The organism is Mesorhizobium sp. WSM4842 (assembly GCF_055901575.1).
Window position 1 is genome coordinate 5764784 of sequence record NZ_CM148372.1, and the last position, 21581, is coordinate 5786364.

The 21581-nt window shown below is 58.7% G+C and carries 18 protein-coding genes and 2 pseudogenes; 6 read left to right on the forward strand and 14 right to left on the reverse strand.

Annotated elements, in window-relative coordinates; all coding sequences use genetic code 11:
* Positions 1-121: 121 nt before the first annotated feature.
* From AC0NIE_RS28020 to AC0NIE_RS28030, 3 genes are read left to right on the forward strand one after another with little or no spacing between them, the layout of a single operon-like run.
* Positions 122-1402, forward strand: coding sequence for an O-antigen ligase family protein (locus AC0NIE_RS28020; RefSeq protein ID WP_473484904.1), 1281 nt, complete (start codon positions 122-124; stop codon positions 1400-1402).
* Complete coding sequence (locus tag AC0NIE_RS28025; RefSeq protein WP_473484902.1) at positions 1399-2367, forward strand: glycosyltransferase family 2 protein; 969 nt, start codon at positions 1399-1401, stop codon at positions 2365-2367. Before AC0NIE_RS28020 ends, AC0NIE_RS28025 begins: the two co-directional genes overlap by 4 nt.
* A gap of 2 nt (positions 2368-2369) precedes the next feature.
* Entirely contained in the window at positions 2370-3329 is a 960-nt protein-coding gene (locus tag AC0NIE_RS28030) for a class I SAM-dependent methyltransferase (protein ID WP_473484900.1), read from the forward strand.
* Between the two features lie 480 nt (positions 3330-3809).
* On the opposite strand, the pseudogene AC0NIE_RS28035 reads toward AC0NIE_RS28030, so the two are convergent.
* The 5 genes and pseudogenes from AC0NIE_RS28035 to AC0NIE_RS28055 all read right to left on the reverse strand — a co-directional run.
* Positions 3810-3932 (reverse strand): annotated as a pseudogene (locus AC0NIE_RS28035) (IS66 family transposase); the annotation flags it as partial.
* Between the two features lie 164 nt (positions 3933-4096).
* Complete coding sequence (locus tag AC0NIE_RS28040; RefSeq protein ID WP_473484898.1) at positions 4097-5233, reverse strand: glycosyltransferase family 4 protein; 1137 nt, start codon at positions 5231-5233, stop codon at positions 4097-4099.
* A gap of 80 nt (positions 5234-5313) precedes the next feature.
* Positions 5314-7182 (reverse strand): Wzz/FepE/Etk N-terminal domain-containing protein, encoded by a 1869-nt coding sequence (locus AC0NIE_RS28045; RefSeq protein WP_473484896.1) that lies wholly within the window; start codon positions 7180-7182, stop codon positions 5314-5316.
* A gap of 568 nt (positions 7183-7750) precedes the next feature.
* Positions 7751-7966, reverse strand: coding sequence for an exopolysaccharide production repressor protein (locus tag AC0NIE_RS28050; RefSeq protein ID WP_473484894.1), 216 nt, complete (start codon positions 7964-7966; stop codon positions 7751-7753).
* A gap of 465 nt (positions 7967-8431) precedes the next feature.
* Positions 8432-8583, reverse strand: a pseudogene (locus tag AC0NIE_RS28055) (molybdate ABC transporter permease subunit); the annotation flags it as partial.
* A 168-nt stretch (positions 8584-8751) separates the two neighbouring features.
* Here AC0NIE_RS28055 and AC0NIE_RS28060 point away from each other — a divergent pair.
* Positions 8752-9987, forward strand: coding sequence for a polysaccharide biosynthesis/export family protein (locus tag AC0NIE_RS28060; protein WP_473485141.1), 1236 nt, complete (start codon positions 8752-8754; stop codon positions 9985-9987).
* 193 nt (positions 9988-10180) lie between these two features.
* On the opposite strand, the gene AC0NIE_RS28065 is transcribed toward AC0NIE_RS28060, so the two are convergent.
* Positions 10181-11173 (reverse strand): glycosyltransferase family 2 protein, encoded by a 993-nt coding sequence (locus AC0NIE_RS28065; RefSeq protein WP_473484892.1) that lies wholly within the window; start codon positions 11171-11173, stop codon positions 10181-10183.
* Between the two features lie 575 nt (positions 11174-11748).
* Here AC0NIE_RS28065 and AC0NIE_RS28070 point away from each other — a divergent pair.
* Positions 11749-12423, forward strand: coding sequence for a protein-L-isoaspartate(D-aspartate) O-methyltransferase (locus tag AC0NIE_RS28070; RefSeq protein ID WP_123147269.1), 675 nt, complete (start codon positions 11749-11751; stop codon positions 12421-12423).
* Between the two features lie 150 nt (positions 12424-12573).
* Here the strand turns inward: AC0NIE_RS28070 and AC0NIE_RS28075 are convergent, their stop codons facing one another.
* Complete coding sequence (locus tag AC0NIE_RS28075; RefSeq protein ID WP_473484890.1) at positions 12574-13200, reverse strand: CDP-alcohol phosphatidyltransferase family protein; 627 nt, start codon at positions 13198-13200, stop codon at positions 12574-12576.
* Between the two features lie 262 nt (positions 13201-13462).
* Between AC0NIE_RS28075 and AC0NIE_RS28080 the strand changes: the two genes are divergently transcribed.
* Positions 13463-13936 (forward strand): phosphatidylglycerophosphatase A family protein, encoded by a 474-nt coding sequence (locus AC0NIE_RS28080; RefSeq protein ID WP_192356198.1) that lies wholly within the window; start codon positions 13463-13465, stop codon positions 13934-13936.
* 57 nt (positions 13937-13993) lie between these two features.
* On the opposite strand, the gene AC0NIE_RS28085 is transcribed toward AC0NIE_RS28080, so the two are convergent.
* The 7 genes from AC0NIE_RS28085 to AC0NIE_RS28115 form a co-directional block, all read right to left on the reverse strand.
* Positions 13994-14686 carry a class II aldolase/adducin family protein gene (locus tag AC0NIE_RS28085; RefSeq protein WP_292179337.1) on the reverse strand — a complete coding sequence of 231 codons (693 nt, stop codon included), beginning with the start codon at positions 14684-14686 and terminating at the stop codon, positions 13994-13996.
* Positions 14683-16143 carry an FGGY family carbohydrate kinase gene (locus AC0NIE_RS28090; RefSeq protein ID WP_473484888.1) on the reverse strand — a complete coding sequence of 487 codons (1461 nt, stop codon included), beginning with the start codon at positions 16141-16143 and terminating at the stop codon, positions 14683-14685. Before AC0NIE_RS28090 ends, AC0NIE_RS28085 begins: the two co-directional genes overlap by 4 nt.
* Positions 16144-16147: 4 nt before the next feature.
* Positions 16148-16996: a sugar phosphate isomerase/epimerase family protein gene (locus AC0NIE_RS28095; RefSeq protein WP_023799537.1), complete on the reverse strand. Its 849-nt coding sequence runs from the start codon at positions 16994-16996 to the stop codon at positions 16148-16150.
* Between the two features lie 5 nt (positions 16997-17001).
* Positions 17002-17997, reverse strand: a complete 996-nt coding sequence (locus AC0NIE_RS28100) for an ABC transporter permease (RefSeq protein ID WP_473484886.1) — start codon at positions 17995-17997, stop codon at positions 17002-17004.
* Entirely contained in the window at positions 17994-18995 is a 1002-nt protein-coding gene (locus tag AC0NIE_RS28105; RefSeq protein ID WP_473484884.1) for an ABC transporter permease, read from the reverse strand. The genes AC0NIE_RS28100 and AC0NIE_RS28105 overlap by 4 nt, the downstream gene beginning before the upstream one ends.
* Complete coding sequence (locus tag AC0NIE_RS28110; RefSeq protein WP_473484882.1) at positions 18988-20502, reverse strand: sugar ABC transporter ATP-binding protein; 1515 nt, start codon at positions 20500-20502, stop codon at positions 18988-18990. The genes AC0NIE_RS28105 and AC0NIE_RS28110 overlap by 8 nt, the downstream gene beginning before the upstream one ends.
* 85 nt (positions 20503-20587) lie before the next feature.
* Positions 20588-21577, reverse strand: a complete 990-nt coding sequence (locus tag AC0NIE_RS28115; RefSeq protein ID WP_077381096.1) for an autoinducer 2 ABC transporter substrate-binding protein — start codon at positions 21575-21577, stop codon at positions 20588-20590.
* Positions 21578-21581: the final 4 nt, after the last annotated feature.

Below are 21581 nucleotides of genomic sequence, written 5' to 3' on the forward strand. Positions count from 1 at the left end.
GAGGTCGTCGGCTGGAGCAGGGTGAAGTGTTTCTCCGCGGGCTGGCATTGATACATCCAATAAGTTCTGTTTCCGGGAAAGAGAACATGCTAATAGAATATCGCGCCGCGAGGGGGCTGTGATGCGTTATCTCCTCACATTCGCGATACTGAGCCTCTTCCTGCCAATCAGGCTCGAGACGGGTCTTGTATTGCTGCGTCCGTTCGAGCTGATCGCATTGCTGATGCTCGTGATTGGCATGGCGACGGGGCGTTGGCGAAATTTGGCTTTTTCAGCCGGTTTTCTACTGCTCCTGCCCTTCCTGGGCTGGCACATGGTTTCGGCCTTCAGCGTGGACGCAGAGAACGGCCTGCGCGAGCTGTTGCAGATGTCCACTGTGGGCGCCTTTGCGTTCGCCATCGCACAGGAGGCTAGATGGCTCGAGACGCAGAAGGCCGTCAACATCTTGCTTTTCGGCATGGTGCTGATTCTCGCCTATACGATCACCTGGCATGTCGCTCATGGCTACTCGGTCGGCTGGAAGCACTTGGCCGACCCAAGGCTCGTATTCACCTTCCTTCCAATTGCGCTCGCGGGGCTCCTCCTCTTCGCCAAACGGGGCAAGCGGCGCGGCCTTTGGTTTGCATGGGCAGGGATACTTCCCCTGCTCGTGCTATCCGGGGAACGCAAGGCGTTTTTGATCTATCTCTTTCTGACCGCTGCGCTTCTGATGCGCGGACGGCTCGCTGCGATGGTACCGGCGATCGCCGCCGGCTTCGTGGCACTTTTCGTGCTGTCGACCACGATGGATAACGCCTATGTCGAGAAGCAAATGCAGACCATTCTCGATCCGCTGAGCATGGGGCAATACGAATATCTGGTCGCGACGGGGAAATATGCCCCTGGAGACACCCCGAGCAATGTCCAGCGCGCGTTTGCTTTCACTCTGTCCAGACAACTCATCTCCGAACATCCACTGATGGGCGTGGGTACGAACCAATTCAAGAATATTATCGATACGGATTTCAGCGGACTTCCTGACGAGTTGCGGCTGGGGATACATGGCGAGTTTCAACGTATCCTCACCGAGAACGGCATCATTGGGCTCAGCCTCTATGTTCTCATATGGATTGCTGCATGGTTTCGCTTAAGCCGTACTCTAAGCTGGGCCCTTTCTCACGGATTGATCGGAGCGGCCCAGGCACGGCTTCTGCCCCTCGTGCTCCTTGTTCCTTGCGCCTTTTACGTTGGAACAGAAGCCTCCGGCACACGAGCTTTCGTCACGCTAATCCTTGTCTCGCTCCTGCCTGAATTGACGCGGCACGGGCTTTGCCTATCATTACACAGGATGCGGAGGAGCCACCCCAGGAGCATTAGGCATCCTCGATTTCTCGGGAGCCCCTTGCCAGGGAACACGAGATGAGTGTTTCGGTTATCATGACATGCCACAATGAAGAACGCTTCATCGTGCAGGCAGTGGAAAGCGTGATTAATCAGACCGCGTCGAGGCACATCAAAGAGATCATCATTGTCAATGATGGCTCGATGGACGGCTCGTCTGAAGTGATTGCATCGCTGGGTCGCAGGGAGCCGCGCCTACATGTCCTGACGACGGCGGGTATCGGGCTTTCATCGGCGAGGAATCTTGCCATCAGACATGCTGCCGGCGATTGTATTGCAATTCTCGACGGCGATGACTTCTGGGCCGAGGACAAGCTTGAGCGTCAATTAGCCGTCTTGGGCAATGGCTGCAAGGCAGGTCTTGTCTATGGTGATTTTGTCGATTTTTCCGCTCCGGATCTGTCCGATGCTCTACACGTCACCGTGCGCCGCTATCGCGCGGACCAATGCGATACGCTGCCGAAATATTTTCTGCTTGATGGGCCTATTATTCCTTCCAGTATGGTTATGCGGCGGGAGATGGTCGAAGATATCGGGTTATTCAACGAGGCATTCAGGGCTGGAGAGGATACAGAGTTTTGTTTGCGCGCAGCCGAGCGTTGGACATTTCAACATGTGGCCGAAGCACTCGTCTATAAACGGCGCCATGGCTCGAACATAACCCGCAGACTCGACACGCTTCTGCCGGTAGCCGAAGGCCTCACGCGAGAATGGATCATGCGACGGCCGGAGCTTACGCCCCTCGCGCGTCGGCGCAACGCGCGTCTGTACGCAAAGGCCGGCAATGATTGCGTGGGTCAAGGCGAAAAGAAACGCGGAGCGCGCTTACTCATTCGCGCGATGTGGCACGATCCATTGTCATGGCGGGTGTACGTTTACTTTTTTTTTCTTTGCGCCCTGCCGAGGGGCATGGATCCGCAGGTGCGCCGTGCAGCCAAGCTATTGTTCTACCGCGCTTTGCGCAAAGACTTTGCTGACGGCTCTTAAAGATGCTGGCGGAATGGGGAGAGGTCGAGCATCTCATGCGGCAGCCGGGGAATCCTTCCGTAGCGATTATTCTGTACCGCGACGGCAGGACCATAACGGAGGCGAAATCAGAGCTCTCTGGCGCGCGAGCTGCCGAGTATCCGGTTGTGCATGGTCAGCCGGCACTGATCGATTTCTCTTGCAGTCTCGTGCGTGCCGATGTGCTGACGGCAAGTGGCATCTCAGCCATAAAGAGGCGGCCGAACTGGCTGAGGATCACCAAGGGGTGGGTCTTCGGAACTGCGAATCTCAGCGCGCGCAACGTTGTCAGCTTTCGCGATCACGTTCTCTCCCATGGGATTGAGCGCCCCCTCGTGCTCATGATCGGCGCCGCAACCAAGGGAGCGGGGACCGATGGCCTTTATGAATCCGAAGCCGTTCGACAGATTGCATTCGACATCTACCCGTCCGCATACACGCATTTCATCGCGGACGCTCATCAGATTCCGCTTGCCAGCGGCTCGGTGGACGGCGTCTGCATTCAGGCGGTCCTCGAGCATGTGACTAACCCGGAACAGGTCGTTTCAGAGATATCTCGCGTGCTCAAGCCCGGCGGTCTCGTCTACGCCGAGACACCGTTCATGCAGCAAGTGCATGAGGGCGCATATGATTTTACGCGCTTCACTGAGCTCGGACATCGATGGCTGTTCCGGAATTTCGAAACGATCAGTCGCGGAGCGCTCGGTGGACCCGGCTTGTCACTCTACTGGGCGGCGAAATATTTCGTACGTGGCCTTACCCGGAGCCGGTGGCTTGGTGACGTCTTTAGTCTTCCCTTCGCGCTGGCCGCGCTCATGGACGGCATGATCAGAGAGGATCACAAGATTGACGGCAGCAATGGAGCCTATTTCCTGGGAAGGCTCACCGGAACCAGTATCTCATTAAGCAGCATTGTCGACGAATATCGGGGCGCTCAACGCTAGTACCGGGAACAGCGATCTCGTCCCCCGGTTCAGCAGCTCTGTCCTCGGCCGTTCCATACGCCTGTGCGAGGCTGTCATCGGCAAGTCTGTCGCCCTTGGCCCGGCTGCAACAGACGGCGTCTTCGGCGCCTGGTTCAGACATCAAAAAATGGAAACCATCGACTTCAATGGCTTCTCTCGATAGAATGGCAAACTGTTCGCGATCCCCGAACACTTGTTCGCGATGTCTCCGGTCAAAACATGGGCCCCCTGGTGGGAGGCATTAAAGGGGTCGCCAAGTCTCTCTTAACGCGGGTAAGAACTTGAAGGGTCTCCAGACCCCACCACTGGGTCTCACCACAAGCGCAGGAGAATTTCATACAAGATCGGGCAGTTAGTTGCGACAATACATACGAGGTGCAAGAGAATAGGAGCGCTTCACTATCACATGCGAATTCTTTACTTCATCAACGGATTCGATCCTGGTGGCGTCGAGCATGGGCGCTGCGATCCGGCGAAGAGCCATGCCTTTCGCCCCAGAGCGATACCGCGCAGAGCGCGCTCGGCGGCATTGTTAACAAAGGCGTCAACGAGATCGAACGTGTATCGGTTCAGCTCGCCGAGCTTGATAAAACTCTCGCCAAACAATCGCTCAAGGATCCCGAGCTCTCCGGTTGATGACGATACCGGGCGGACTTCCGCGGTTGCTTCAACAATCCTTTCATCATTTGGCGATATTCATTGGTTCCCGACTCCCGAAAAGCTGAGCAGCTACTTTGGCCTCGGGCTCAGCCCCATTTCAGCTCCGGAAACGTCGCGCCTGCACAGGTTGCCCAGTCGAAGGTGCGTGCCCGTGATTTGGCAAGAGCACCGTCGCGCTCACGCAGTTCTGCATTGACCACATAGGTTGCTATCGCGCGGGCCATCGCGTTCACGTCCTCCGGGGGCACCAGCACACCAGTGGAGCCCATGACCTCGGGTATGCCGCCGACGGCCGTCGCTATCGAAGGACATCCTTGCGCACCGGCCTCAACCAACACTAGGCCGAAGCCCTCGATCTTTCCCTGTAGCTCTCGTGCGAACAATGTGTGGCACGCCGCACGGCGGTATAAGCGCTTTAAGTCGTCGTCGGACAGCCTACCGGTAGCGATCACTGGAACACGGGCTCGTGCCGCTTCATCCAATATCTTTGAGGCATAGGCCTGATCTTCGGCCCGTCCAGCCATCACAAAGATCGGATTGTCTAATCCGTATTCATCGCGCGCGCTCGCGATAGCCCGGACAGTTTCCAACTGGCCCTTCCGAGGCTCGATACGTCCGACTGCGCAAATGACGCTTGCAGCTTGTGGTACAGCTGCAAGTTGCGGGTGTTCAAAATTCCCATGGATTGGCTGAAACCACATGGGATCCACGCCGAGATACGTGACGACACCCTTCCGGGGCATTCCAAAACTTTCGGAAAATATCCGCAGCGTCGCATGTGAGTTGGCGAAAACGACCTCTGCTCCTTCGTAGGCGCGGCGTACAAACCGAAAAAGGATGGAATCGGTCCTGAATTTGCTGACTTCGCTGCCATGAATCATCGCTCGATACCCTCTGCGATGGAACGGTCGTAGCACAAATGTCACAAGTACACTGCGTATGTCGGCGGCCAAAAACAACCGGTCCTTAGGAACGTTGCGCAGAATAGAAAGCGCCCGCAGCGCCCCGAATGGAGAAATTTGATGATGCCGCAGAATGCGATGGGTATCCGGCCCCTGGGGAACGGCAGGAAGGTCAGGATAGGCAGGCGCTATGACGGTCGCAGCGTGGCCACCAGCACGAACGATGTCGACCAACCGTCCGGCGTATGTTCCGATGCCACCAGGAAATGGATGATATTCGTACGTCATCAGGATGATGCCGTGCGGAGGCTGAGATATCATGGGTCAAGAACTCCCAACGCCGCCCGCCTCGCCTTTAGCCGATATGAGGGGATACTGTAGGCGGGCTGCTTGCTCCACAACTAGGCCTGGTAATACTGATGATAACGTTCACTGTAAAATTCGGCGCTGCCGAACTTTTGGTACCGCTTGATTCTTTTGATATCGACCTTGTTGAGCAGAACGCCGATGCATTTATCCGCCAGGATCGGGTTGTTGTTGAGAATTTCGCGCACGAATGTCCGAGCGGTCACACCCCATTCAACAACCAGAACAAGGCCGTCGAGGTGCTGGACAAGGGACCTCACGTCCGCGACTGGAGCCAACGGGGGCAAATCAACGACGACGTAATTGAACATGGGGCCTACCTTGAGCAGAAAGTCGCCCATTTTCTCGATAGGCTGCACGGTGTTTGCGAGCTTTTGTTGGCTCTGGTTCACGCCGGGCAGGAACCTCAATGGCAATGACTGATGGGCCAGCAAATCTCTCGGATTGAGTTCTCCAGCCAACAAGTCGGCCAGGCCTCGTTCCCAGCCGTTGGCTAACATAGGGGACAAGCCCGGATTGTGGATATCGGCATCGATCAACAACGTCTTACAACGCTGCATAGCAAGAACCATCGCTAAATTAGCAGCGACCAGAGACTTCCCTTCTCCCGGGAGGCAAGAAACGATGCCGAGCGCCTTGGTGCTCTTCCTTGGTAACTCGACGTCAACAGCGACTTTCACAGTTCGCATCGCTTCAGCGAATTCCGAACGCGGATGTTGCTCTACCCAGTTGAAAGCGCTGTTCCCCACCTCGATGAATGACGGCTCTCCGGCCGCACGATCGTGCTTGTTTCGGCGAATTGGCTTCCCGTCCAGCAAAGGGATCATTCCGAGCGTCTCAAGTCCGAGCTCATCGCGCACTTGAGCCGACGTGCGGAAAAAGCGCTCCCGGTACTCCCGAATTCCGCCCACACCGGCGCCAACCATGCCGGCGAGCACGACGCAGACCGCCAACGTAAGACTGCTGTTCGGATAACTCGGTCTGCCGGGGGTTGGTGCCTCCGAGATAGTCCGCGCCTCCGTCAACGCCATCGAAAGGTTCTGCAGGCTCTCTTGGTACTGCTGCAGGACCTGTTCATATTGCGACTTGAGAGAGGACGCCTCAAGTTCGAGCTGGCGCAAGGTAACCAGCGTTTCCTTGGTCAGCGTATTGTCTGTTCGAAACCTGTGGATTGCGAGCTCGGCATCGACCGATCGCTTCCGCACCGTCTCGAGTTCTTCCGCCAGTGCGCCGCGAGCTCGGATAATCGACTCGTCTTTGGCTCCGACTTGGTCAGAAATATAGATTTCTGCATACTTACTGGCTATTTTTTGCGCCATTTCGGCGCTAGGCGACCGAAATTGGACTTCCAGAATGTAAGAAAGCCCTACACGAGCTACCGTTATATTCTCAGCCAGAATGCCAAATGCCTGCCATCGAGGATCGGGTCCTCGCGCGGCACTCGATTTCACCGGCGCTCCGCTTGCTTCGGAACTGTCGATGAATGGCCACCGAGCGACCGATCCTGTGAGACTGTTGAGCAATGAATATGGCGCCGACAAGAAAGAGCGATCGGTAGCAAGTCCGAGGCTGTCAACGACCTTTAGCCCGATGCGGTCGGAAAGCAACAATTCGACCTGACTCAGCATCATCGGGTCAAGCTGTGCGGAGCTTCCGCTCTCTGTTAACTTCGTCACTATGGATGGTTGGTTCTTATCGATCAGGATTCTGGCCGTCGACTCGTACAAGGGCACCTCGGCCCAAACATACGCCAGCCCCAGCACAAGTCCTGCGAGCGCGCATGTAAGGACGAATCTCAACTGCCGTCGCGCTGCCGCCACGAGTGTTTCGAGATCAATCGTTCCCCACTGAGGATCGCCGAATGTGAAGGCAGAATCCGGGTGCTTTTCAACTTCGCGGAGCATAAGCCTTCAAACCCGTGGAATGAGACTGGCAGCGCATTGGTAGTGACAAACACCATACTACAGTATCTGACTAAATATGTGCAAATTCAGTATCGACGCCCGCGGAGCGCAGGCGCACCGCTCGGGGCGGGCATCAGCCCGCTCTTCGCTAAAGGCGCAACTCCCAATCTCGATGCAATAAACGAAACCTCACGCGGCCCATGCTCCGACTGCCGCAATACCGCTGCATGTCGTAAGCTCCAACTGAAGGAAGAAATCGAGTCGTATTGCCAAATGGCAAAACATCTGAGCAAGAGATTCCGGGCTCCGGTTGAGCCTGTCCTGCGGGAAACAGGAATGGCTCGTCGATCACAGACGCGCGATAACGATCACCTCAAGGGTCCTGCGCGCATCTGGCGCCTCGCGGAAAGCCTCTCCGCTGCCCGAATGAGACAGGCTGCAGGCACATTTTGTTTCGTAGTGTGGGGTGTCATCTTGGTGATCGCCCTGCTCTAGCAGCCAAAGCCTATAAAGGCGGAGGGGGGCCCGCCTCACTTACTAAGTGGCTCGGCAGTTGCTCCCTTTCGGCTCATCGCGCGATGTGTGATTTCGGAGTCACCGATTTTTTGGAGACCGAGCGCCACACTAGCAGCATGACAACAACAAAGTACCCGATCTGTATCAAGATCCCACAAATTAACGTTTGGACAAACGTGCTCCAGAGGGAGGCGGTGAGCAAATATGTACTGATGGCGAATGCCAACAGTACTGTGATAAGGCCTCGCAAAAAAGGCAAAAAGGACATCGCCGTCCCACTCGCAGCCGCGTGATGCGCTCCTCGGCTATCCAGTCCTCAGCGCGTTAACCATCATAACATACCGGAACGGGTCAGAGCGACCAATATATTAGCAGGTGCGAATAAATACGCCCCAACCTGTGCCAGGACGCTTGCTTCCAGGCGACCAACTCCCGTTCGGCAGCCAAGAGAGGTTTGCCCACACGGACCGGCCATGCCATGCGATCTGGATTAGGCAGAGGCTGCGTCGAGTTGTGTGCGCCAAGCTGAGCAAAATGGGATGGCTTCGACGTTGGTATGTCCGCCGCACAGCTTCCGTGTTTAGCGGAGCGGCGGGCATGGCGGCCGCGCCTCAGGCGGCCAATGCCGCTCAGGCCACCAGGAAGACGAACGCGACTGCCATCAGCAGGTAGCGCGCGACCGGCCGCTCGCTGGCCGGCGGTGTCGCTTCCGATCGGCGATACGATGATGACGTCAGCCATAGCGTTTGCGGCTCCGCGACTGCACCAGATTGACGACCAGGAGCATGGCGAACGATAGCAAAACCATGATCGCCGCGATCGCGGTGGCCGCCGGATAGTTGTATTCTTCCAGCCGGATGACGATCAGAGTGGCGCGATCTCGGAATATCGTCTGCCTTGTTGCCGTTGTTCAGAGCGTAAATTCGCCTCAAAGGAATGGCGTTGTGAGAAAGGTCTGCGTCGATGTCAGGCTCAAGCATTGCGGGGTGAAAGTGAATGCTGAATAGATCGGTGCGCTGGATGCGGGCAGGCAGCTGCGCTGCGCTCGCATGCATGTTTTTGTTGTTTGCATACGCGATTCCGTCGAATGGCCTTGCCCTAGCAGAGGAGCACAATGTCGGCGAGTACCGTCTGCAGACTGGCGACGTGATCGGCTTCGCTGTCATAGGCTATCCCGAGATGCAAAAGCGAGCTGTGATCGACCAAAGCGGTGTAATCGTGTTGCCGGTCCTAGGCCCGCTAAACGTTCTCGGGAAGACAATAGATGATGTTCGCAAGGAGGTAATTGAGGTTTTAAAGCCAAAATCCCTTCCGCAACGATCCACCGACGGCACTGAGACTTGGACTGGTTTTTATCCGGATCAGATTGTAGTTGATATTGAGGAATACCGACCCGTCTATATTGACGGGGACATTGCCTCTCCTGGGACTCAGACCTTCAGACCAGGAATGACTGTCCGACAAGCTGTGGCGACTGGCGGCGGCTACGGTCGCGGTGGACTTCAAAACCCTGAAATGACAGCAGCGGACCTTGGCGGCCGCCTCCACATTGTGCGCATCAAGTACCAGGAAAGCGAAATCAAGGCTGCTCGCATAGAGGCGCAGCTGAGCGGCGCCAGAGTGATTGAGCTTCCGGACGCAGAACGTGACCCGAGCCTCCAACCTCGTCGCGACGAAGCTTTGCAGCAGGAGGGGAAGCATCTTGAAGCTGTCTATGCGGATCAGGAGAAAGAGCGCGCTTCAATTAAGTTGGCCGCAACCAAGATGGCGGAACGAATGGGCTATCTGAAGGAGCAGCAGAAGGCGGATCAAGCGGGCGCAGCCGCAGATGCGACGGAACTTGTTCGCCTCAAGAAGCTCTTCGAAAAAGGTCTGATCCCGATCACTAGCGTCAACAATGCTCAACGCGCAGTGCTCTTGTCAGCGACCCGCGCTTTGCAAACCAACGCTGAGATCGCTCGACTTGAACGCGACCAAGGGGATTTGCAGCGCAGTCTTGATAAGCTTATCGACCAGGGTCGAATTGACCTGTTGGCTAACTTGCAGGCTGAACGCGCGGCGATGACGCAAATGCGCGCTGAGATGGATTCATTGACCAAACAAATCGCCTACGTGATGCAGATGCGTAGCGACCTTGTAGGCGAAGGGGACCGAATTACGATCGGTGTAACCCGCTCCACTGACGGACAGGCAGCGACGACCGAGGCGACTGAAGATACTCTGCTTGCTCCGGGTGACACCATCACAATTACGCTGGAGGCCCCACCAGGAGCGGCGGTCGCGAATTAAACAATTAAATAAATATTGTATAGAGGCGGCGCGTAGTTGCGCGTGTCCTAGGGAAATGGGGGTCCGGCCAAGATCGTTCTGGTGGCCGCTCAGGGTCCGGGCAGTGACGTGATTGCCGCGTGCGCCGCCAAAGCCTGGCATCAAGCATCTAGCTTCAACAGCTCCGGCTCGGTACGTCCGAACAGGGACGCGCTCACCTCTCCAGATAAATCTTTTCATAAAGAGGCCGAGACTCGGCGTTTCGCATCCGTTTCACTCGAACTTTGATCCAGCGAGGAACCAGCCCCCGGCAGCAGACGTCGACCGTGTGAGGCAGACGTGAAATAGCCGTGCGCGGCTCCAGGACAAAGAGCTTCTTCGACAGATACCAGGCTGCGGAAGGCCGCCCTTGAATCAAAGCCCTCACGGCAAGCGCATTGATCGTGTCAAGCAGATGGGCATTGAGATCGCTCCCAAATTGCGGATATTTCTCGCGAAACTCGGCTAGGACAATTTCATACGAACGAAACATCTGCATGACATCGCTCGACATGTTGCCGATCGTCCTCCGGTACCCCACAAGATGTTGTGGCACGACACGAAACTCGTAATTCTCCGCTATTCTGAGGCACATTAGGAGATCTTCGCAGCCTTGTGCGTTCCTCGCCCTCAGGGAAGGATCAAACTGTCCTGCCCGCTCGAATGCGGAGCGACGTACAAGCATCGAACTTCCGTTACCGACAAAGTTGTTTCTGCACATGCGTTGCAGCACGCGACCATCGGCATCGGGCTGTTTGAATGAAAATATCCGACCGTCCTCGTCGATCTCCGCAAACCAGCAATATGCCAGGCCAACTGACGAGCCTCCTTCCTGCAGGACGCGCAGTTGCAGTGCGATTTTGGATGGAGCCCAAAGATCATCCGCATCCACGAACGCTAGAAACTCCGCATCGGTGGCAGCGGCGCCGCTGTTGCGTGCGTGCGCAACACCCGCGTTCGGCTGCCTGAAAAGGCGTATACGCCGATCTTGCTCGGCATAGGCGGCCACGATTGACGCGGACCGGTCCGTCGACCCATCATCCACTACGACAATGTCCAGCGCCTGGTGGCTCTGCTGGCAGATGCTGGTCAGCGTCGGGAGAATGGTTCTCTCGGCATTGAACATGGGCACCACGACGCCTATCACAGTGGCATTGTGCTGGCTCATTTGCCTTCGTCTTCTCTCACGACGTGGTAAAATGGCACATCAGGGCCGGTAGTTCCATCAGATTTCACTACTTTAGCTGATTAGGATTCAACCACGGCGGCCGCGCGGCAAGGCAGAGGCCCCCGGCGAGTTCCACTCAGCGCTCCTGGAAGCGATAAAAGTAGCGGCCTCCAGACTTTGCTGGATATTTAGGAACTCCGATTGTGTAGGTGAGTGAGGAACCTCCCGAACCGCCCGTCGCGGCATTCCGCTGCCGAAGCCATGCAGCAGTCGCAGCATCGGTGAAACATGCGTCCACTACTACAACGACAACGCCCCGGTCGAGATCGCCGGCTGCCCACGCATGCACGCGATTCAGCCGTTCATCGTTCAATCAGCGCGATCCAGGACATACCGTTATGGCGACATGGCACCGGATCTCCGGGGCCGCCGACGATATCTATCAAGATGCAACGCCAAATTTACCTCCGGTCGCCGTGGGCCACCCGCAACTGGAAACGATGCCGGGCGTTGCTGTGACGAACAGGATATAAGCCTATCTGGCAGCAAGCCTGGTTGAAGAAAGCCCGACGGTCATGAAGCCAATGAACGAAGAGCATCTCGCAGTGCTACGCAGGCACATGGTCGAGATGATTGCAATCCATACCGACCTTGCAAGCGAAGAACTCGGCAAGGCGGCGCTCGATGAGCGCGTGATGGCTGCGATGCGGCGAGTGCCGCGGCATCTCTTCGTGCCAGCCTCGGTTGCGCCTTATGCCTACCAGGACATGCCGCTGCCGATCGGCTTCGATAAAACCGTCTCGCAGCCGTTCATCGTCGCTCTCATGACTGATCTCCTTGCTCCCCAACCGCACGAGGCGGTGCTCGAGATCGGCACCGGGCTGGGATACCAAACCGCAATCCTCGCGGAACTCGCCGGGCACGTTTGGAGCGTCGAAATCATCGAGGAATTCGCAAGCCACGCCGAGACTCTCCTGCAGGGCCTCGGTCTATCCAATGTCAGCATTCGTGTCGGGGACGGGTCTCGCGGCTGGCCCGAGCACGCCCCATTCGACAAGATCCTGGTCACCGTTGCGGCTGGGCGGGCGCCGCCGGCTTTACTTGATCAGCTCAAGCCGGGGGGACGCCTGGTTCTGCCTGTCGGACCTGAGGAAGTGCAGTTGCTGACGGTCATCGACAAGAATTCGGCAGGGCAACTGAAGACTCGCAAACTCATCCCGGTTCGGTTCAGCCGGCTCGAAACGGTCTAACGACGGTGCGGACATCTGGCCCCACAGGGTCAGCAACTTCGCTATGGCCAGAGATGACGCAGGCCGCGCGAGGATTGTTTTTATCCGACTGTGCCCGCGACAGCGCCTCGCGTTTTCCGCCGCCCAAAGCCAGTATGGGTTCTCGCGGGCTCACGGCTGCTTCGCGTCCGCTCCTTTGAGCATCGCAAATGCGCGATTGATCCGTTGCACAGCTGTGGCGTTTGCCAGCAGTGCGTAAAGCGCGAACCCGCCCGTCAGAATCCAGGGCGAAGCGGCGCCGTTGGCGGTCGCCAATCCGTCGGCGACTAGCAGCACGCAAATGAACACAAGGCGTTCCATCCGTTCGAAGAAATCCGGCCACGCGTGGTTTTCTATAGGGATTTCGATCGCCGTCCGCGCCTTGGCGTAGCTGGTGAGGATCCCGCCGGCGAATGCGATCATTGCGATCGCCCACAGATCGGCGACCCAGCCTATTGCCGCGAAAACGGCAAGTTCCTGATAACGGTCGGCCATGGCGTCGAAATAACCACCGGCCTTGGTGCTCATATGTCTACGACGGGCAACCGCGCCGTCCAGCGCGTCGAAGGTGAAGGCAAACGCGAGGCAAAGGCCAAAGGCAAGGCTTGACTGGTGGTACACATAGGCGGCCGACGACAGGGCGACGAGCACTAGCCCGCCTGATGTTACCTGGTTCGGGGTCATGCCGATCCCGACCAGCGGAGAAGCGGCATGCTCCCATAGCGGGTCGATACGACGTTTCATGAGACCGGCGATCATGATTACTCGGCTCCTCTGATGATGTCGTTGCGCGGAGCTTAACCGGCAAATTGCGGGTTCGTTCCAGCCCATCGGCACCGTTCGAGTTGGTCAACGCGGGCCGAGACCGGCTCAGACGTCTTTCCCAGTTCAAGCCAGCAGGGTTTCTTTGGCGAATGCGGCCAATGGATTAAGGTAGCCAGAGGCTGCCAAGCTGGCGGCGAAACGGAAAATTTCGTTATAACGCGTATTCGCAATTCACGGGGAAGCCGTCCGAAACTCCATGCGTAAATTTCTGCCCAAGTTTGCTTACCTGCTCGCGACCTCTGCCGGCGCAGGATTATCTCCGGTATGGCCGGGCACGGTCGGCGCGGGCGTCGGAGTGGCTCTTGCCGCGGTCCTGATACCTGCATCGCCTTGGCTGATCGTGCTTGCCTACATGGCCGTATTCGCCGTGGGAGTATGGGCGTCGTCGCATGTCATCTCCCGTACCGGGACGGAGGATCCGCAGATCGTCGTCATTGACGAGACCTTCGGCACCGCCGCAACGCTTTCCATGCTGCCGCTCGACCCGGTCTGGTGGGCAGCAGGTTTCCTTGCTTTCCGGTTTTTCGACGTCGTCAAGCCTTGGCCCATCGGCGTCGTGCATGAGAAAGTAAGGGGTGGGGTCGGCATCATGCTGGACGACGCGGCTGCAGCTGTGGTCGCCGGCGCGTTGCTGCTTTTGCTGAACGATTTGATTCAACGTTTGCCGTAACCTGCCACAGTCGAGGGAAAAACAGACCTCTCTCCACTAAAATCTGCCGCAGCAGCGCTAGACCGCAGCGTCGCGCGGCCGCGCCAAATCGTTCGTTCCCTCCGGATCCGGCGCTTGGCCATAGCTCATCTTCTTCATCTGCTCGATCACCCGCGCCATCTCCTCGTCGGAAAGGACCGGCGGCTCGCCAAGGGTAAGCGCCTGGACATACATGCGCGACAGGGTTTCGACCTCGTTCGCCAGCCACAACGCCGCTTCCATGGTCTTGCCGAGCGAAATCTGGCCGTGCTGGCCGAGCAGGCAGGCGAGGCGACCCTTGAGTGCAACCAAGGCGTTATCGGACAAGGCCTGCGTGCCAAAGGTCGCGTAGCCCGCGCAGCGGATGGTCGTACCGCCCGCCACGCCTGTCATATAATGGAAGCTCGGGATCGTCTTATGATGGCAGGCCAGCGTCGTGGCGTAGAGCGAGTGACAATGCAGTACGACGTTGATCTCCTGCCGCTCTCTCAAAATGTCACGGTGGAAGCGCCACTCCGAGGAGGGCCGTCGGCCGACATAGGTACCGTCGAAGTCCATCTCGACGATGTCTTCGGGCGTCATCGTTTCGTAGGGCAGCGACGAGGGCGTGATCAGGAAACCGTCGCTGGAGCGCACCGACAGGTTGCCGGCATTGCCCTGGTTGATACCGCTGGAGTTCATCCGGCGGCAAACATCCACCATTTCGCGGCGCAGAGCGCTGTCATCAGTCATCGATCGTTCCTTTTGCTGGTCTTGCCCTGTTGCAAGTTGTTTCGCTTGATCAGTTCGCGCCACCGCTGTGCATAGGCTGCGAGCGCCTCATGATCGCCGGCAAAGGCGGCTGGCGGGCTGAGCGCGATCGGAGTCGGCGTGTCACGAGTTTCGTGTTCGCCAAGTAGCGCCGCACCCGAAGCGGTGCCATAGGAGTCGAGGTTGTAGACCGTTTCGGCGTTTGGCCGCAGCGCGGCAACTAGTGTGGCGTAGAGCGGGTCTCGCAGGAACGTGCCATCCAATGCAACCAGCCCGTTTTCGTTCAGCGCATCGATACATTCCACAGTCAGCAGCGCGGCATAGAGCACCGCGAGCGCCTTGCGCTCTGCTGGGGTTTCTGCAGGCAGCCCTTCAAACCGGCCGCGCCCGGCGCTGCCTGGAAACAGGCCGTCATCGTCGCCGAACGACGGCAATGCGAAGGTGCCGCGCTCAATCAGCAAACTGACCAGCGCAGCGTCGGCTGCATTTCCATCTTGCCCCTGCCCTGCCACATGACTGAACTCACGTCCGCCCATGGTCAAAACGCCGCCGACCGGGCGTCCTGTCACGTCGCTGTTCAGCACCATTCCGCGATTTTCATCGAGTTGGTCGAGAGGTGTCGCCGCGCACATTCCGACAATCCAGGTTCCGGTAGAGATCACGCAGGCGTCGCGCATGCCTGCCGCCTGGTAGCGGTAGAGGTTCAGGCTGCTGTCGTGGCCACCGGTCAGGACTGACAGCTTTTCCGGTATGCCGTGGCGGCGCGCCAGATCGTGCCGGATTGGCCCCAACCTCTCCCAGGCCGGATGGAATGGTGGCATGAGGCGCTGCCACCCCTGCCCCGCCACAATGGGCGCCCACTGCTTGCGCACATTGTTCCATAGATGTGACTGCGCCGAGAGGATCGTCGTTTCGGCCGATGGCACGCCTGACAGCCGCCAGGCCCAATATTGAGGCAAGCCCAGATACCAGCGAGCCTGAGCGACGCGCTCCGGATCAACCTGCTGCATCCAGTAAAGCTGGCGCGCCTGGTGGGCGGCCTTCAGCATGATCGAGCTGCCGCGATCGAAGAAATCGCCCGAAAGCGGCGCGTAGCCATCGCGAATTGCGGGCGGCAGATCTTGCTCGTAGTCAATCATCGGCAGGGCGGACGTCTCGTCGGGATCTGCGTTCACCAGAACTCCCGCGGAGCCATGTCCGGTGCCGGCCACCTTTTCCAGCGGATGACGACGGCACAAAGTGGCGAGCGAGCCGAACAGCCAGTCGCTGATGCCGTTGAGATCGTGCTGCCGCCAAGGCGGACCGGGCCGCACTTCGTTGTGGATAGAGAGGCTCTCCACAAGCACGCCGTCGAGCGTCATCGCGGAGAGCTTTATGTTGGTCTTGCCGACGTCGAAGACGGCGATCCTTGCGCCGTCCGCCTTCTGCCCGTCATCCATCGTGTCAGATCAGACCGTATTGGCGAGCCTTGTTGCGCAGGAACGGCAAGCCATTGCCCATCACTTCGGCCTCGTCCTTCGCAACCGGCCGCCAGACCGAGAGGCCGTAGGAGACTTCCGGCGGCATGTTGATGAAGCTTTCCATGGCAAGTCCGCCTTTGAAACCGATCGCCGCCAGCGTCGCGTAAATCTCGTCCCAGGGGCAGTTTCCGGTGCCTGGTGTGCCGCGATCGCTTTCAGACAAGTGGATGTACTTCAGGTGATCGCGGGCGGCCAGAATGCCGTTGGCGGCCCCCTTCTCCTCGATGTTCATATGGTAGGTGTCGAGATGAACAAAGATGTTGTCGGCCCCGACTTTCTCGACCATCCAGACGGCCTGCGCGCCGGTATTGATCAAATGGTTCTCGTAGCGGTTCACCGCCTCGATTCCGAGCTCTATGCCGCGCTTCTTGGCGTGCTTGGCGGCGACGGTCAGCACATGGGCGATATTGTCGTATTCCTTTTCGGTGGGTGGCAGGCCGGTGCGTTCGCCGATACCGCCAAAAATCACGCCGGAAAGCGCCAGCGCGCCCATCTCGGCTGTCTTGTCGATCGCCACTTCGAGATGTTCGATGGCAGCATCCGGCCGCACCGAGGCCCAGGCGCGCTCCGGCAGGCCAAGCGAGCAAACGGCAGGAAGATTGTGCTTTTCGAGCAAGGCGCGCGTGTGCGCGGCATCGACCGCCGGCGCGTTCAGAAGCGCAATCTCGATAAAGTCCATCCCGTATTTGACCGAAGCCGCGATCGCCTTCTCCGCGCCGGCCCGGTCCCAGTTCATCGTCCACATCGAGGTGTGGACCCCAAAACCATGCATCTAACTCATCCTCTGTTTGTGTTTAGGAATTTGATGTGCCCGGCAAGCCAGCGCAGGATCATCACCGTGATCATCAGGATGCCCCAGACCGCCGTCGCAAGATGCTGGTTTGCGCCCATCAGATTGAGTCCCGAGGACAGAAGCTGGAGCACGACCAGCGCAACGAAGACCGGGATCACCCGACCGAAGCCGCCGAACGGATTGACCCCGCCAAGGAAGCAGGCAAGCACGGTGATCAGCAGGTAAGACTCGCCGTGGCCGACACGCACCGAATTGAAGCGCGCCAGCATGATGATGCCGGCGACCGCGCACATGGCGCCGGACAATGTGTAGACGAGAACCTGCACCTTGCGCGTATTGATACCGGAATAGCGCGTGGCCTCGATATTGGAGCCTATCATGTAGGTGTTGAAGCCTAGCTTCATGCGCGTCAGCAAGACGTGCCAGATCAGCACGCAAGCGATGAAGATGAGCAACGGCACCGGGATGCCAAAAATCGAACCGTAGCCGATCGGCGCCAGGAAGCCGGGAATGCCGGACACGTCGCCGCCGCGCGTCAGGAATTCGCCGAGACCGCGCAGGAAGATCATCATCGACAGCGAGACCAGGATCGGGTGAGCCTTGGTGTAGGCGATGACGAGCCCCATGATCAGCCCGCTCAGTGCGCCGACCGCGATGGCAAGGACCGAGCCAAGGACGAAGGCGCCGATGCCAGCGTCGACGCCTCCCTGGCTTTGCAGTACCCAAGCCAGCGTCAGGCCGGCCATGTTGGCCGTGAAGGTGATGGCCAGGTTCAGGCCGCCGGTCAGGATCGGCAGCAGCATGGCGAGTGTGAGGAGGCCGAGCTCCGGCAGCTGGAAGGCGACCGATCCAAAGGTAGCACGGGAAAGGAAGTTCGGCGCGGCAAAGCCGAACACGACCATGACCGCCACGAACGCGGCAAACGGACCTGCAAGTTCGGGGCCGAGCGCATTGCGGACGCGTTCAATCAAAACCGTCATGAAGGCACCCGTCGACTTTTCAGGAACGGCAGCAGGCGTTCGATGCTGGTGTTCGACAGGGTGATTGCGGCAAGAATGATGGCGCCAACGATCATCTTGAACGCGAAAGGCGACACACCCATCAAATTAAGTCCGTTCTGGGTAATCGAGACCAACAGAACGCCCAGAATGCAGCCGAGCACGCTGCCCTTGCCGCCGCCGAGCCGCGCACCGCCAAGAACTACGGCTGCCAGGACGTCGAGTTCGCGCCCATAAAGGGCATTCGGCACAACCTCCTGCGCGTAATGCGCTTGGACGAGACCGGCGATACCCGCCATCAGGCCAAGCCAGCCGAAGGCGATAAATTGCATGGCGCCGATATTGATGCCGAAGCGGCGCGCGCCCTCCGGGTTGTCGCCAAATGCGTAGAGCTGGCGACCAGTGGTGGTGCGCGTGATCAACACCCAGGTCGCGAAGACGCATATGGCCATAATGAGCACTGGCAGGGTGATCTCCGCCCAGCTGCCGTCAGCCATCTCTCGCTCGAACAGCACGACGCGGGTGGTGAGCCAGTCCGGCAGATTGTAAATCGACACGCCGCCTGTGAAGAACATCAGCAAGCCGAAGAAAATGTTGAAAGTCGAAATCGTGGCGACGATCGAGATGATCCTGAACCTGTGGATCAGGAAGGCGTTGATGCAGCCCAACGCGACGCCCAAGGCGCCAGCGATGATGAGGCCGATAATCCAGTTCCCGCCGCCGATCCAGCCAAGGACGGTCGCCGCCATATATTGCACAACGGAGGCGGCAACCGCGAAGGAGATGTCAATGCCGCCGGCAATCAGCACGACGAGCAGGCCGACGGCGAAGATGATGTTGACCGAGCTGGTGTTCAGAAGGTCAAACGCGTTGCCGAGGGTGAAGAACCGGTCCGTCGCGAACGAAAGGAAGACGCAGATGACGGCGATAACGGCGAGCAAAGCCAGTTCCGTTGCGTGGGAGCGGACAAACCTACGCATAGACCGCCTCCTCGATCGCCTGGAGGGTCGTAGCGCCCGGCGTAAATTCGCCGACAATGCGCCCCTGAGCCATGTGCAGCACACGGTCCGCGTTGAAATAGACTTCAGGCACCTCGTCCGAGATCAGGATAATGGCCAGGCCGCTGTCCGCCAGCTTGGAAACGATGTCGAAAATGCCGGCGCGCGCGCCGACATCGACGCCGACCGTCGGTGCGTCGAGGATAAGCAGCTTCGGGTCGGTCGCCAGCCATTTTGCAATGGCGACACGTTGCTGATTTCCCCCTGACAGGGTCGAGATCGCGTCGTCCTGCTTTCCGATCCTGACGCCAAGATCCCTTATCCAGCGATTGACCAGAGATTGCTTGCGATCGCTCGAAATGAAACCGCCCGTAAGGATCTTGTCCAGCGAGGCGATGACCATGTTGTCGGCGATGGCCTGGGGCTGAATGAGACCGAGCGACAGCCGGTCTTCCGAAAGATAGGCGACGCCGGCGGCGATCGCGTCACGGTTGGAACCGAAATGAACGGGTTTGCCGTCCAGGACGACAGAGCCCGATTTCGGCTTGCGCATGCCAAACAATGTCAGCGCCAGTTCGGTGCGCCCTGCCCCAAGCAACCCGGTGATGCCGAGCGTCTCGCCGCGCCGGACGGTCAAGGACACGTCCTCGAATTCGCCGGGCCGCGACAGCCCCTTAACCTCAAGCATGACCGGGCTCGTGGTTAAATCGCGGTGCAGGACGGAATAGTCGAAGGTCTTGCCTGTCATCAACTCAGTGATGCGCGATTGGGTCAGGCCTTTGGTCGGATAGACGCCGACCAAAGCGCCGTCGCGCAACACCGTCACGCGGCTGGAGATTTCAAGAACCTCGGCCAGGCGATGACTGACGAACACAACGGCGACGCCCGACGCCGACAGATTGCGCACAATGTCCAGCAGATAGTCGGTTTCGGATTGGGTGAGCGACGCCGTCGGCTCGTCCATGAAGACGAGCTTCGCCTCGCCGACGAGGGCGCGCGCGATTGCTACGATCTGCCGCTGTGCGATGGGAAAGTGGTGGAGTGCTAGATCGACATCGAGGGTAACACCAAGACGTTGCAAGGCGTTGATCGCCACACGGCGCATCTCGGCATAGTTCACCAGCCGCGGCCAGCGGCCGATGACGGTCTGGAACGCGATATTCTCGGCGACAGTCATCTCGGGAAACAGGGCGAGGTCCTGCCAGATGACCTGAATTCCGCCGGCCTGCGCCGTAACCGGCGACATATGGGAGTAGCTCTGGCCATCATAGACGATCACGGCGCCCGCCTCGGGCTTGTACACGCCCGTAATGACCTTGATCAGCGTGCTCTTGCCGGAGCCGTTCTCGCCGGCCAGGCAATGCACCTCGCCCGGCAGCACCTCAAAGCTGACATTCTTCAGCGCCTTCACGCCGCCGAACGTCATATTGACGTTGCGGAGCGACAGCAGCGGCCGTGATGCGGCGCCATCGAGTGCCTGATCAGCCATCGAGTTGAAACCTGGATCCAATCGCATTTGCAATCCTGCAGCCAGGCCGGCTCGACGCCGGCCCGGCTGCCATTAGCTTGAGGCCTTACAGGCCCATCGCCGCGAGATCGTCGACAGTGTCCTTGTTGATGGGGACCAGCTGATCGACGATGATGTTACGGTTTTCGAAGTCCGGCTTGACTGTCCCTAGCCCTTCGATCGTATCGCCGTCCTTGATCTCGTTGCCCTTCATGAGATGGTCAGCCAGCGTGACGAAAACCTCGCCCGCCTGCTTCGGATTCCACATGAAGCCGCCGGAGATCGCGTCGCTTTTGATGAGCTTCCGGCCCTGGCCTGGCGAGAATGGTCCGAGCACGAAAATTTCGCCCACCTTCCGGCGCTCTTCGATTGCGCGGCCAGCGCCGATCGGACCTTGGCTGCCGAAGGCGAGGAAACCCTTCAAGCCTGGATTTGCGGAAATCAGGTCAAGCGCAGTGCTGCGGCTCTTGTCTACATCCTCGGCGACGCCATAACGTTCGCCGACAAGCTTCATGTCCGGGTTGTTCTTCTTCAGATATTCGATTGCCGCATCGGCCCAGGCATTGTGCAGCGGCACCGTCAGCGAGCCGACGAACACTGCGTACTCACCCTTGCCGCCCATCTTCTCCGCCAGGAGCTTGGCATGAGCCTCGCCGAAGCCGGTCGCGGACGCGAGTTCGAAGTCCCAGTCGGCGCCCTTCTGGCCAGGCGATTCATGCGTGATGACGATGATGCCGGCGTCCTTGGCCTTCTGCAGGACTGGTTCAAGCACTTTCGCATCATTCGGCACGACGCCGATGACCTTGACGCCCTGCGCGATCAGATCCTCGATGGCGCGAACTTGCAGTGCTGGATCAGCGCTGGTCGGGCCGACCATGAATGCGTCGATCCCGAGCTTCTGGCCGCGCTCCTTGATACCCGCCTCCATTGCGTTGAACCACGGAATGCCGCCGATCTTGACGACGACGCCGACCTTGCCGGCCTGCTGTGCCATCGCAGCGAATGACCCGCCAATCATAAGGGTCGCGGCAAGCGCCGCGATCATGAGCTTTTTCATCTGT